This window comes from Thioreductor micantisoli, from assembly GCF_055392745.1.
On record NZ_AP043760.1, the window covers coordinates 747,418 to 761,653 of the forward strand.

The window sequence follows — 14,236 nt, forward strand, 5'->3', positions numbered from 1 at the left end:
TCCCTTATATTCCCATTTTACCTGGGTTTAAGATTCCATTTGGGTCAAATGTTTTTTTGATTTGTTTAAATAAGTTTAATTCAGCTTCGCTAAATGCAATATTCATAAATTCAGCTTTACTTATTCCTATTCCATGTTCTCCACTTAGAGTTCCGCCTAAATCTATAACAAGCTCGAATATTTCTTTGATTGCTTTATGCCCTTTTTCAACTTCTTCTAGATTATTTTTATCTTTTACCATTACATTAACATGTATATTTCCGTCCCCTGCATGACCAAAACAAGGAATTTCAAATCCATATTTTTCACCAATTTTATATATTCCATTAAGTGCAACTGGAAGTTTACTTCTTGGCACTGAAATATCTTCATTCAGTTTTAGAGTTCCATAGATTGTAGTAGCAGGTGAAGCATTTCTTCTTGCATACCAAATTTCATTGCTTTCTTTTTCATTATTTGAAGTTTTAAAATCAAAGCATCCATTTTCTTTGAAAGATTTTTCTAAAATACCTTCTTGAAATAGAATATCTTCTTGTACATTTCCATCAATATCACCAATAAGGATTGCACCAGCATTCTCAGGTAAATCGGCATTTAATTTTTGTTTAAGGGCTTTAATCACTAGTTTATCTAAAAATTCCATAGCAACTGGATTTGCACCATTTGCAAGAGATTTAAAAACTGCATTCATAGCATTTTCAACATCAGGAAATGAAGCTATATAACTTTTTTTGAATCTTGGTTTTGGAATTAATTTTAGTGTAATTTCTGTAATAACGGCAAGTGTTCCTTCATTAGCTATTAGTATACCAGCTATATTATAACCAGCTACATCTTTAATAGTTCTTTTCCCAGCTCTGATTATATCTCCATTTGGTAAAACAGCTCTCATAGCCATTACATAATCTTTGGTAATTCCATATTTTGCAGCTCTCATTCCTCCTGCATTTTCACTTACATTTCCACCTAGTGTAGTATAATCCATACTTGCAGGATCTGGTGGATAAAAAAGACCTTTTTGTTCTACTGCATTTTGTAAATCTGTATTTATAACACCAGGCTCGACTACTGCTACCATATTGGCTTCATCAATTTCTAATATTTTATTCATATGTTTTTCAAAAGCTAAAATTATTCCTCCATTTACAGGTAAACTTCCACCTGTAAATCCACTTCCTGCACCTCTTGGAGTTATTAGAGTTTTGTGTTCATTACAATATTTCAAAATATTACTTACATCATTTTCATTTCTTGGAAATACTACAAGTTCAGGTTCAAATCTTTGTTTTGTAGCATCATAAGAATATGCTCTTAAATGTGCTTTATCTGAATAAACATTATCATCCCCAACAATTTTTTTTAAAGCTTCTATGTGTTTATTTTCCATTATTTCCCCTTAATAAGTGATTTATAATATTTTATCCAATTATTTGGAATTGATGAGAAAAGACTACTACCAAATTTATCATAACTACAAAAGAAAGGTTTTGTATAAGTAGAAGTTTTTATTTTATTTGTTTGTAAAATAGTCATACTTTGGCAATCAACTATATATTCTTTATCTAAAATAAAATCAATTATTCCAACTTTTACATCGCTACAAAAATTTCTAAAATTTTCTTTTGTAGGTTTACTTTCAAAATAAGTTGCAAATAGATCACTATTTATCCATTTAATATTTGGATGATTATTTTGGGCTTGGATATATCCATTTTGATTAGGAGCTATTATTAAACCTCTTTTATTATATAATCCAAATATAATCTTATCACCTTTTTTAGGCATAATTTTTGGTTTTGCCAGTGCACTGTTTTTAAGTGCTCCAAAAGGTAAATATTTAACATTGCCATTTCCTAATGATAAAGCTTTAGCAATTATCATTTTATTATGAATTACATATCCAGTTAGACCATTTTGTATATCTTTATTATCTACAATAGCATAGTGTAAATCTGTAATTAAAATTTTTGTATTAATACGATTTGGGTTAAATGCAAATAAATTTACAAAAACTAATAAAAATAGTATTTTTTTCATTCAAGTCCTTTTTTTATTGAATTATATCAAAAACTTTTTTAAATTTGTTATAATTTGAAATATTAAAAAAAGGTTTGTGTAGTATGAAAAGTTTAAATTTAAAATTTATTTCAGAAAAGGGATTAAAAGAGTTTATAGAAAAAAATATTATAGAAAATAAAAATATGTTAGTTCAAATTTTTTCTGGTATTGTAAATGAAAAATTGATAAAAAATATAATTGATATTTTAAAAGAAAATATTAAAAATGTAAAAATAATAGGTTGTACAACAGATGGTGAAATTATAGATGGAGATGTTACAACAAAAGAAATTATTATTAATTTTACTATTTTTGAGAAAACAAGTGTAAAAACAGCAATTTTAGAAAAAGATGATATGAGTGATTTTGAAATGGGTGAAGAGTTAGCTTTTTTATTAAAAGAAAAAAATAGTAAATGTATGATTTTGTTTAGTGATGGTTTAAATACAAATGGAGAAGATTTTGTAAAAGGTATTGAATCAAAGAGTAATGTTTTAATAGCAGGAGGTCTTGCTGGAGATAATGCTGAATTTACGAAATCATTAGTTTTTAATGAAGAAAGAATAATTTCAAAGGGATGTGTGGGAGCAAGTCTAAATAGTGATGAACTAATTGTTCATAATAAGTATAGTTTTGATTGGCAAGGTATTGGTAAAATTATGACTGTTACAAAAGCCAATAAAAATGTAATTTATGAAATAGATGGGAAAAAAACAGTTGATATTTATAAATATTATTTGGGGGAAGAAATCACGAAAGATCTTATGAAAGAGTGTTTGAAATTTCCTCTTATAATAAATAAAAATGGAATGAAAATAGGAAGAGCTATTGTAGGGGAAAATAGTGATGGAAGTTTAGTTTTAGCTGGTAATATAGAAGAAGGTGATAAGATTCAATTTGGATTTGGAAATTTTGAGTATATACTCAAAAAAAATGATAGATTATTAAAAGAGATAGAAAATGTAGAATCTATTTTTATCTATTCATGCACAGCAAGAAAAAGATTTTTAGGAGAAAATATAAAATATGAGATAACTCCTTTGAAAGAAATAGTTTCTATAGCTGGGTTTTTTACTTATGGTGAATTTTATCAAATGAGTAAAAATTATTTCTTTAATCAAACTATGACTATTCTTTTTTTAAGTGAAACTAAAAATAAGAAAATAGTAAATAAAGATCATAAATTAAATATAAAAAATGAAGAGTTATTGACTTTGAATATATTTAGTCATTTAATAAATGTAACGAGTAAAGAATTAGTTGTACTTAATGAAAAATTAGAAAATAAAATAAAACAAAATACAGCAAGAATAAGAGCAAAGAATTTAGAACTTGAATATTTATATTATCATGATGATTTAACGGATTTACAAAATAAAAATGCCTTAGAAAGAGATATATTAAAAGAAAATCCTTTAGGCTCATTACTTATTGATATTAAAAAATTTTCATCTATAAATGATGTTTATGGTGAACAGATAGGAGATTTAATTTTAAAAAAATTTTCAAAAGAATTGTTAAAAATTGTAAATAAATACAATTGTAATCTTTATAGAGTTGCAGCTGATCAATTTATGACATTAAATATAACAAAAAATAGTGAATTATGTAAAAATGTAGTAAAAGATGTATTTGAATATTTTAAAAATAATCCAATATCTATGGAAATAGGAAATAAAAATATTTGTGTTGATTTATCACTTAGAATTGCAATGGTGCCTAAAACTAATCCTGAACTTTATAAAATAAGAGCGGATTTAGCACTTAATTATGCTAAAAAACAAAATAAAGATTTTATAGTTTATAGTGAACAGTTAAAACTTGAAGAAACCATTTCAAAAGAATTGCAAACTATTGAAATGGTTAAGAATGCAATCCAAGAAGATAGAGTTATTCCAGTTTTTCAAAAAATAGACAAAAAAGAAACTAATTCTTATGAGTGTTTAATAAGAATAAAGGATAAAGAAAATGGTAAATTACTTCCACCTTTTTTCTTTTTAGATACAATAAAACATACAAGATATTATCAAGAACTTACTCGAATAATGATAAAAAAATCTTTTGAATATTTTAAAAATAAAAAATATAGTTTTTCAATTAATTTTTCATTTGAAGATATTATTAATGATGAAACAGTTAAATATCTTTGTGATATGATTGATGAGTATAAAATGTATAATAGGGTTATTATAGAATTGCTTGAAAGTGAAGCTATTGAAGATTTTTCAAAAGTTGAAAAATTTATTAAAATAGTTAGAAGTTATGGTGCAAAGATAGCTATTGATGATTTTGGAAGTGGATATAGTAATTTTATTTATCTTACAAAGATTAATCCAGATTTTATAAAAATAGATGGAAGTTTGATTAAAAATATTCATACACATGAAAAATCATTAATTATTGCTAAGAATATAAATAATTTTGCAAAAGAGATTGGATGTAAAACAATAGCAGAATTTGTGCATAATAAAGAAGTTTTTGATATTGTTAAAGGGCTTAATATTGATGGTATTCAAGGATATTATTTAGCTGAACCAGAAGAAGAGATATGAAATTAAAACTTTTTTCTACTCAAAGGCAAATTAGAAATTGGTTAAATGATAAAAATAATACTATTTTAGATAAACATCAAACAATTGGAGAATTTTTAAATAATATTGTTGTTGTTAAAAATAGAAAATTTATAGATAAAGATATTAGAAAAATATATCTTTTTAAAGCTATTGCTAATTTGGATATTTCAAAACTTGGATTTAAAAAAGAGTTTTTAAGTTTTGCAAATGATAGTGAATTTATATTTAGTTTTTTTAAGGAATTGTTTCTTGAAAGAGTGAATATTTATGATGTTATTATGAGTGATACTTATATTGAGTATGAAGAACATTTGAATTTATTAAAAGAGATAAAACGAAATTATTCTAAACTTTTAGAGGAAGATGGTTATATCGATGATTTTTTAATTGAAGAATATGAAATAAATGAAAAATTACTTGAAGGAATTGAAGAGATTGAAATCCATTTAGATGGATATTTATCTAAATTTGACGCTGAAGTTTTAAAAAAAGTAAATAAAAAGATTATTATAATCGTTGAAGTTTCTAAATTTAATAGAAGTTTAATTAGAAAATTTTTAGTGGATTTGGATGTTGGGTATAAATATAAAATTGATTTTAATACAAATGAAATTTTAGAAAAAGAAATTATTAGTAATAAAAGTGATATAGAAGTAACACATTTTTCAAAAAGATTTGATGAAATTAATTTTGTATTTGCTAAAATTGCTGAATTTGTAGAAAGTGGGATTGAAGCAGATAAAATAGCTGTAATTTTGCCAGATGAGAGTTTTGCTGAATTTTTAGAGGAGTTTGATGAGTTTAAAAATTTAAACTTTGCAATGGGTAAAAGTTTTACTGAAAGTCAGTTATTTATAAAACTTGAAGCATTATATTCATATTTAGTAAATGAAGATGAGGTTTCTTATTTAAAAATAAATGATATTTTAGATAATTATCAAAATATAGATTTAATTGAGTTTATAAAGAGTTTAGCAATAAATAAAGAACTTGAATTAATTGATGAAACTTTGTTTAAACTAAAAGTTTTTGAAAAAATGTTTGAGGATAGAAAACTATTTTTACATTTTATAATTGAGAGATTAAAAGAACTTAGCTTTGATGATATTTATAGTGGAAAAGTTACTACAATGGGGGTTTTAGAGAGTAGGGGAATTAATTTTGATGGTGTAATTTTGGTTGATTTCAATGAAGGAATTGTACCAAATGTAAATAGTAAAGATTTATTTTTGAATAGTGCAATTCGAAAAAAAGCAAAACTTCCTACAAGAAGTGATAAAGAAAACCTCCAAAAACACTACTATCATAATTTAATAACTAAATCAAAAAAAGTAGCAATTAGTTATGTTCAAAATGAAAAAGATATTCCAAGTAGATTTATTTATGAATTAGGTCTTGAATTGGGTGAGAATCAAGATGAAAAATATAATGAAGTTTTGTATAAATTTTCAAAACCAAAAAATATAGTTTATTATGATGATGAATTTGAAGTAAAAACTCCACTTTATCCTACAACTCTTAGAACTTTACTTGAATGTCCTAAAAAATACTATTTTAGTAAAATTTTAAAAATAGAAAATGATGAAGAAAAAGAGGAAAATTTTGGAACTATTTTTCATAAAGCTGTGGAAAATACAGTAAAAAACAGAGATAAACTTAACTCTGAAAATGAATATTTTGAATTTATAATGAACGAAATTTATCAAAAAATGAATTCAAAAAAAGATATTTATGAAATTAGAGTAAATTTTGAAGATTCTATACAAGAATTTTGTAAGCAAGATTATGAAAAAATGAAATATAGTGAAAAAAATTTACGGGAAGAACCGGTAAATTTTGAATTTGAAAATATCAAACTTGGTGCAAGAATTGATAGAATGGATATAAATGAAAAAAGTATTACTTTAATTGATTATAAAACTTCTAAAAGTTTAAAAACTGATTATATTTATGACTTTCAATTAACCTTTTATTATCTTTATGCTATGCAAAAATATCCAACTAAAACTATAAAAACTGCTTATTGGGATATTTATAAAGCTGAATTTATAGAAATCCAGCCAAAAATAGAAGAGCTAAAAGAAATATTACAAAATTTACCAACACAAATTCGAGTGGCTGAAGATGTTGTCGTGGGTGATAAAACTATCAAAAAAGCGAGTGATATTTGTAAATATTGTGATTATAAACTTGCTTGCAAGGGGGAAGTATGAAAAGACTTTTATCACTTAGTGCAAGTGCAGGAAGTGGGAAAACTTTTTCATTAGCTGGTAGATATCTATCTTTGCTTTTTAAAGGAGTAAATCCAAATGATATTTTAGCCGTTACTTTTACAAATAAAGCTGCAAATGAGATGAAAGATAGAATAGTCAATTTTCTTAGAAATTTAGAAAAAGAAGAAAAAGATATAATAACTATGAGAAAAATAATTTCTAAAAATACAGGAATTAATGAAAAAATTTTGCTTGATATGAGAGGTAAAATTTTACAAAAGTTCCTTGTGAGTGATATTTATATCTCCACAATTGATGCTTTTATAAATAAAATTTTAAGAAAATTTAGCTGGTATGTGAATTTTGAAAGTGATTTTGAAATTGGAAGAGAAGATAAAGAGGTTGTATTAAAGGCGTTTTTAAATGATTTAGGTGATAAAGAGTTTGAAAATTTAGTCGTTTTTTCAAAAAGAGAAACAAAAATGCAAAGCTCAATGGAAGAAATTTTTAATCTTTTGTATGAAAAAGATAAAGAACTTCCTACTAAATTAGATCCGACTAAATATCCAAATGATAGAGAAAAAGCTTTTAAAGAGTTTAATAGATTAAAAAAGTTTATTTTAGAATCAAATGCAAGTAATCGTGCTAAAAAAGCAGTGACTATTGAATTTGAAGATATTCCAACTACTACTTGGTTTGCAAAAAATTCACTAAATGAATATAGCTATTTCAAAAAAGTGTATGAGGTTTGGTTTGATGATGTTTTATTGGAGTTAAAAGAGTATTTTAGAGTGGAATTTATCAATAGAGAAGCCGATTTTTTGTATAGACTTTTAGATCTATATAAAAAATATAAAAGAACAAAGTTTTATTATAAAAAAGAGAATAATATTCTTGATTTTAAAGATATTGAGATTTTGGTGTATGAACTTTTGCGAGAAGAGAGTTTTGTAAATGATATAAAAGAGTTTATTTATTTTAGACTTGATTCAAAAATAGAGCATATTTTAATAGATGAATTTCAAGACACTTCTATTACTCAGTGGCAAATATTTGAGCCGTTAGTTGATGAAATAGCCTCAGGAGAGGGGGTAATCCCTTTTAAAAGCTTTTTTTATGTAGGAGATGTAAAGCAATCAATCTATAGATTTCGTGGTGGACAAAAAGAGCTTTTTGATTATGTTTATAACTATTATCAACAATTTGGAATGGTAAAAGATACTCTTAAAACAAATTATCGTTCAAAAGAGAATATAGTAGAGTTTGTAAATAATACTTTTAACTTAAATCCAAGACAAAAAGGTAATAAAAAAGGCGGATATGTAGAAGTTATAGAAAGTGACACTGTTTTAGATGATTTAAAGGCAAGTTTAAGCTTTTTATTTGATAAAGGTGTGAGGGATGAAGATATCTCTATTTTGGTATGGAAAAATGATGATATTATCAAAGTAGCTGATTTTATAAAAGAGACTTTTAATAAAAATGCCTTCACCTCAACAAGAGCAAAAGTGATAAACCAACCTTTTGCTAGTGCGGTTATAAATCTAATGAAATACACTTATAATAAAAAAAACAGACTTAATAAACTCAATTTTTTATCTTTAATTAGTAAAAAATGGAGTAGTGAAGAGATAGTCGTTCCAATAATGAAACCATCTAAAATGATAAAATTTATTATGGATAAGTATGAATTAATTGATGAATCAACTTTGAGACTTTTAGAATACTCTTTTAAATACAAAACACTCATTGACTTTGTGTATGATATTGATAATTTTGATGAAGAACTTCCTCAAAAAGAGCTAAAAGGTATTCAAATTTTAACAGTACATAAATCAAAAGGATTAGAGTTTGAAAATGTAATAGTTTTAGATGTTTTAGGACAAAATAGAAATTCTCATAATGAGCTTTTATTTGATTATGATTCAGTTAAACTAAAAGATATCAAAAAATATTTCAAAGGTAGAGAAGTTGTTGATGAAAAATATAAAGAAGTTTTAGAAAAAGAGAAATTATTAGAATATGAAGATAGTAAAAATGCCGAATATGTAGCTTTTACAAGACCTAAAAATTCTCTATTTATTATCAAAAAATCAAAATCATCTAAATTTGTTACAAATTTAACTCCTCAAACAATTGGTGAGTTTGAAAATGATACCGAAGAAAAAAATGAAAAGAAAACTGAAAAATTTGATTTAGAACTTAGAAATTATGGAAAACAAGAGTATAAAGAGATAGAAGAAAAAGAGTATAAACCAAATGATTTTGATGCTATCTATTTTGGACTTGCTACTCATTATGCTTTTGAGTGTGAAAATTTAGATGCTGTGCAAAATAGATATGGAGAATTTTGTGATGCAAAAGAGGCTTTTGAATGGTATAAAAATGGTAAAAAGTTATTAGAAGAATATAAAAATGAAAAAACATATAAAGAGTATCCATTTTTATATAATGAGCAAAAAGGTATTATAGATTTACTTATTGAAAAAGATAATGAAATTATTATAATTGATTATAAAACCCATACTCCAGAGGATGAAAGAGGATATATTGAACAGATAAAAAGATACAAAGAAGCTATGGAAAACCTAAAAAATAGACCTGCAAAAGGATATATTTTGTATCTTGATAAAATGGAAATGAAAAAAATTCGATAGTTATTTTTAATTTTTTATTCATTTGCTTATGTTATAATCCTACAAAAAAGGATAATGTTTGTTAGAGTTTGGAAATTTATGGGTATTTTTACTTTTAATCCTATTTTTTATTTGTTATAGATTTTGTCCCGAAAAGAGAATAGCTATATATTTTCCACACTTTTCTATGACAAAAAAGTTAAATAGTGATTTTTGGCTTAAATTTTTTATATTTACTTCTATTTTATTTGCTTTAAGTAATCCTTACATAAAAAAAGAAATAATTCAGACTAATAAAGGTGATGATATAGTTTTGAGTATTGATAGTAGTGGAAGTATGTCTCAGTTTAACAAATTTGCTTTTGTGAAAGTTGCAGCTAATAATTTTATTCAAAAAAGAAAAACTGATAAAGTGGGGCTTGTAGTATTTGGAACAAATGCTTTTATTGCTTCACCTTTAACTGAAAATAAAAAGTTTGTTCGTGAAATTTTGGGTAAAATGTATGTAGGTATTGCTGGGCAAAATACTGCTATTTTGGATAGTCTAGTTCAAAGTATAAGACTTCTAAAAAATAGCAATGCAAAAACAAAAATTATAATTTTACTAACAGATGGAATTGATAATTCAAGCAAAGTTGATTTAAATAGTGTAATGAAAGAGATAAAAAAATATAAGATCAAAATTTATACTATTGGAGTGGGTGGAAGTGATGAAGTTAATTTTAATTTATTAAGTTACTTAGCTAAAAACAGTGGTGGAGAAGTTTTCCAAGCTCTTAGGCCAAATGATATTTTACCAGTTTATAAAAAAATAGATAGTTTGGAAAAAAGTAATATTACTCATAAATTAATTTATAAAAAATATCTATATATTTATCCTCTATTTTTAGCAATTGTTTTACTTTTATTTTATCTTAGGAGAAGAATATGATTTTTTTATATCCTTATGCATTTTTATTGCTTTTGTTTTTACCACTGTTTTTTAGAAAAGAGAATAAAATAGATATAAATCCAAAGATTATAGTTAATAAAGAATCAAATAAATTTAAAAAAATATTTTTAGCACTTGGATATATATTTTTGGTGATTGCTCTTGCAAGACCAGTAACTGATAAAAAAGAGATTTCAACTAATATGAATTTAAAAAAAGTGGCTTTGGCTTTGGATATATCTCGTTCTATGTTGGCCGAAGATGTTTATCCAAATAGACTAAAATTTGCAAAACATAAAATGAATCAGTTTATTGATAAATTTAATGGTGAAATAGCTATTTTAGGTTTTAGTAACAGTACTTTTTTAATCTCGCCTTATACCACCGACAAAAATACTCTTAAATATTTATTAAATAATATAAATGATAATTATATAACTTCATCAGGAACCGATTTACAAAATTTAATAAATACTGCTAAAAAAATGGGTTATAAAGATTTAGTGATTTTTACAGATGGAGGGAGTGTCAAAAATTTAGATACCAAAGGAATTAATCTTTATGCACTTTTGATAGGGACGAAACAAGGTGCTCCAATTAAGCTAAAAAATGGGAATTTACTTATGAATAAAGGAAAAGTAGTTATCGTAAAAAGAGATGATAATTTCTTGAAATACGTTAAATTTGGAGTAGTTGCAAAAGCTGGAAATAGCGATATAAATGAATTAATTTCACAAAATTTTCAAAAAGTAAAAAGTAGTAAAAAGATAGTTGTTTATAAAGAGTTATTTATGTATCCATTGTGGCTTGGGCTTTTATCTATTAGTTTGGGATTTTTCTCTATTTCAAATTTAAAAAGAATAATTCCTATTTTTGTTTTGATGATGGGTATTCAAACAAATGCGTCAATGCTTGATTGGCACTATTTAAATCAGGCAAAAGAAGCTTACCAAAAAGGAAATTATCAAAAAAGTGCTAAGTTTTATAAAAAAATTGATAATGATGAAGCTAAATTTAACGCAGCAGATTCACTTTATAAAATGAAAAGATATAAAGAAGCACAAGAAATTTATAATCAAATAAAAGATAAAAAATTATCTGAAAAAGTGGAATATAATAAAGGAAATTGCTATGCAAAAATGAATAAAATTGATGCGGCAATTAAGTCATATAAAAATGCACTTAAAATAAATCCGAATGATAAAGATGCTAAATATAATTTGGAACTTTTAGAGAAGAAAAAGCAACAACACAAACAACACAAACAAAATAAAAATAATAAACGACATAATAAGCAAAATAAGTCTCAAAAAAATCATAAGCAACAAAATAAAGAGAATCAAAAGAATAATAAAAGTAATCAAAACAAATCTCAAAAGAACACTAAAAAACAGAATAATTCTAAAAAGAAAAATAAAAATAACAAACAAAAAGATAATCAAAATAAACAAAATAAAAAACAATCTCAACAACAAAAAAATGAGAAACAACAACAGTACAATAAATTAGCAGCTCAAAAAAGAGTAAATAAAAAAGAATTAAAAAATATAAAACCAATAAAAATTGGAATCAATAAAAATGCTAATCAAAAGATTTTTAATAAAATAAAATCAAAAACATTATTATACCCATTAAGTAAAGGAAAAAATGATGAAAAAAATGAGTGGTAAATTTATAATTATTTTTTTGTTATCAATTAATCTTTTTGCAAATATAGTTGCAAAAGTAGATAAACAAAATGTGATCCAAGGCGATAGTGTAACATATTCAATCACGGCAGATGGAAATAAAATAACTTTTCCAAAAATAGATAAAATTGCTGGATTTAATGTAGAATCAGTTTCAAATTCTCAAAGTATTTCTATAATTAATGGAAATTATCAAAAAAAACTTACAAGAAGTTTGAGTTTTACTCCTCTAAAATCTATAACTATTCCTTCGTATGTTGTAAAAGTTAATAATAAAGAGTATAAAACAAAACCAATAAAAATAAATGTTGTAAAAGATTCGAAACTCAATAAAAATTTTAAACTTGAAATTAATGTAACTAAAGAAGCAATAGTTGGTTATCCAAGTTTAGTAAATATTAAATTTTATCAAAAAACAAATGCAAAAGTATCTGCTGTCCAAATGATTTTGCCAAAAGGAGATTTTGAATTAAAACAAATAGGTAAAGAAAGTGATTATTATGATGGAGTTTATAAAGTAGCTGAAGTCAAATATCTTTTGATTCCCAAAAGTACTGGAGTTATTCATTTTAGTGTAGCACTTAAACTTGGTTTTGCAAAACCTGCAATGGATAATTTTGGATTTGTAACACAAGCTATGAGATATAAAACATTAGCCAAAAATATAGATATTAAAGCAAAAAAAGTTTATGATGGAATTGTAGGTAATTTCAAAATATCTATGAATGTAGATAAAACAAAGGTCAAAGCAAATAAACCGGTAAATGGGAAACTTATTATCGAAGGTTATGGAGATTTAAGTGATTTAGATAATATTAAAATAAATATACCAAATGCAACTATTTATAACAATAAACCAAAAATAAGTCAAACTATAAAAGATAACAAAGTTTATAGCCAATATGAAAAAAGTTTTGTTGTTTTAGCTGATGATAATTATACAATTCCACCAGTTGAAATTTCTTATTATGATATGAAGAGTAAAAAAGTAAAAAATATTTCAACTAAAGCTATTTTTGTAGAAGTTATAAAGGATAAAAATAAACAAATTGTTAATAATAATATGCATAATAAAATCCAAACGAAACTCCAAACAAAAATAGTTACAAAATATAAAACTAATTATTTACTAATTTTATCTGTATTTATTTTGGGTATTATAGTTGGATATTTATTAAATTTTATAAAAATTAAAAAAGAGTTTAAATTGCCAGCAAATTTATATAATAAACTTTTACCTTATGCCGATAATCCTAAAATTAAATCTATTTTAGAAAAATTATATAAGAAAGAAAAGTTAACAAAAGAAGAAAAGCTGTTTATAAAGGAATTTTTTGAAAATCAAAGAAGCACTAAAAATCAAAGAACTTAGTAGAAGTGAAAAAGAGTATATCCTCTCTAAACTTCTAAATGAGGATAAAATATTTTTACATTTAAATCCAGAATTTGAGTTTGATGAAGAAAAATTCTTAAAAATTATTGAGCTTAGAAAAAAAGAGTATCCACTTGAATATATTTTTAATGAAGCCTATTTTTATGATGAAAAATTTTATATAGAAGAGGGAATTTTAGTCCCAAGAGATGATACAGAAGCCTTAATTGATGTATCTATTAAAGAGTTAGGAGATTATGTTAAACAAGAAAAAAAACTAACAATTACCGAAATAGGGGTGGGAAGTGGAATAATTTCAATAACACTTGCAAAAAAATTTCCACAATTTCGATTTATAGCAACTGATATAAATCCAAAAGCGATTGAAGTAAGTAAAATTAATGCAAAAACTTATAATGTAAATATAGATTTTAGATTGTCTAATTTACTTGATGAAGTAAAGGAAAAAATTGATATCATAGTTTCAAATCCTCCTTATGTAGAAGAAGAGTGGAATTATGAACCTCTTAAATATGAGCCAAAAGAAGCACTTTTTGCAAAAGACAGTGGAACTTTTTTACTAAAAGAGATAGTAAAAGAAGGAATTAAAAGAAAAGTTAAATTAATTATTTGTGAATTTGGATATAATCAAAAAGAGTTAATGATAAAGTTTTTTGAAAGTTTAAATATAAAAAATTACTATTTTTATAAAGATTTAAGTAGTAATACAAGAGGATTTGTGATAAAATTCTAAATTCAATAAAA

General features: G+C 24.4%; 9 protein-coding genes. 7 read left to right on the forward strand and 2 right to left on the reverse strand.

All coding sequences use genetic code 11. The features are described 5' to 3' along the window. Positions 1-4: 4 nt before the first annotated feature. Together ACZ5OA_RS03950 and ACZ5OA_RS03955 are read right to left on the reverse strand one after the other, a co-directional pair. Positions 5-1,387, reverse strand: a complete 1,383-nt coding sequence (locus ACZ5OA_RS03950; protein ID WP_464908229.1) for an FAD-binding oxidoreductase — start codon at positions 1,385-1,387, stop codon at positions 5-7. After that, positions 1,387-2,037 carry a plasminogen-binding N-terminal domain-containing protein gene (locus ACZ5OA_RS03955; RefSeq protein WP_464908230.1) on the reverse strand — a complete coding sequence of 217 codons (651 nt, stop codon included), beginning with the start codon at positions 2,035-2,037 and terminating at the stop codon, positions 1,387-1,389. The genes ACZ5OA_RS03950 and ACZ5OA_RS03955 overlap by 1 nt, the downstream gene beginning before the upstream one ends. A gap of 83 nt (positions 2,038-2,120) precedes the next feature. Between ACZ5OA_RS03955 and ACZ5OA_RS03960 the strand changes: the two genes are divergently transcribed. From ACZ5OA_RS03960 to prmC, 7 genes are read left to right on the forward strand one after another with little or no spacing between them, the layout of a single operon-like run. After that, complete coding sequence (locus ACZ5OA_RS03960; protein ID WP_464908231.1) at positions 2,121-4,610, forward strand: bifunctional diguanylate cyclase/phosphodiesterase; 2,490 nt, start codon at positions 2,121-2,123, stop codon at positions 4,608-4,610. Next, the gene (locus ACZ5OA_RS03965; protein WP_464908232.1) at positions 4,607-6,844 is read left to right on the forward strand and encodes a PD-(D/E)XK nuclease family protein; all 2,238 of its coding nucleotides are present in this window, start codon (positions 4,607-4,609) and stop codon (positions 6,842-6,844) included. The genes ACZ5OA_RS03960 and ACZ5OA_RS03965 overlap by 4 nt, the downstream gene beginning before the upstream one ends. After that, positions 6,841-9,501: a RecB-like helicase gene (locus ACZ5OA_RS03970; protein ID WP_464908233.1), complete on the forward strand. Its 2,661-nt coding sequence runs from the start codon at positions 6,841-6,843 to the stop codon at positions 9,499-9,501. The genes ACZ5OA_RS03965 and ACZ5OA_RS03970 overlap by 4 nt, the downstream gene beginning before the upstream one ends. A gap of 58 nt (positions 9,502-9,559) precedes the next feature. Further along, positions 9,560-10,411 (forward strand): vWA domain-containing protein, encoded by an 852-nt coding sequence (locus ACZ5OA_RS03975; RefSeq protein WP_464908234.1) that lies wholly within the window; start codon positions 9,560-9,562, stop codon positions 10,409-10,411. Beyond that, the gene (locus ACZ5OA_RS03980) at positions 10,408-12,081 is read left to right on the forward strand and encodes a tetratricopeptide repeat protein (protein WP_464908235.1); all 1,674 of its coding nucleotides are present in this window, start codon (positions 10,408-10,410) and stop codon (positions 12,079-12,081) included. The genes ACZ5OA_RS03975 and ACZ5OA_RS03980 overlap by 4 nt, the downstream gene beginning before the upstream one ends. Continuing rightward, positions 12,062-13,471 (forward strand): BatD family protein, encoded by a 1,410-nt coding sequence (locus ACZ5OA_RS03985; protein ID WP_464908236.1) that lies wholly within the window; start codon positions 12,062-12,064, stop codon positions 13,469-13,471. Before ACZ5OA_RS03980 ends, ACZ5OA_RS03985 begins: the two co-directional genes overlap by 20 nt. After that, positions 13,434-14,225, forward strand: a complete 792-nt coding sequence (gene prmC / locus ACZ5OA_RS03990; RefSeq protein WP_464908237.1) for a peptide chain release factor N(5)-glutamine methyltransferase — start codon at positions 13,434-13,436, stop codon at positions 14,223-14,225. Before ACZ5OA_RS03985 ends, prmC begins: the two co-directional genes overlap by 38 nt. Positions 14,226-14,236 lie beyond the last annotated feature (11 nt).

Bases quoted from the DNA above. Each gene is read 5' to 3' on its own strand.
- ACZ5OA_RS03985 (WP_464908236.1), top strand. From the start codon at position 12,062: ATGAAAAAAATGAGTGGTAAATTTATAATTATTTTTTTGTTATCAATT.
- ACZ5OA_RS03980 (WP_464908235.1), top strand. From the start codon at position 10,408: ATGATTTTTTTATATCCTTATGCATTTTTATTGCTTTTGTTTTTACCA.
- ACZ5OA_RS03970 (WP_464908233.1), top strand. From the start codon at position 6,841: ATGAAAAGACTTTTATCACTTAGTGCAAGTGCAGGAAGTGGGAAAACT.
- ACZ5OA_RS03950 (WP_464908229.1), bottom strand. From the start codon at position 1,387: ATGGAAAATAAACACATAGAAGCTTTAAAAAAAATTGTTGGGGATGAT.
- ACZ5OA_RS03965 (WP_464908232.1), top strand. From the start codon at position 4,607: ATGAAATTAAAACTTTTTTCTACTCAAAGGCAAATTAGAAATTGGTTA.
- ACZ5OA_RS03960 (WP_464908231.1), top strand. From the start codon at position 2,121: ATGAAAAGTTTAAATTTAAAATTTATTTCAGAAAAGGGATTAAAAGAG.
- ACZ5OA_RS03955 (WP_464908230.1), bottom strand. From the start codon at position 2,037: ATGAAAAAAATACTATTTTTATTAGTTTTTGTAAATTTATTTGCATTT.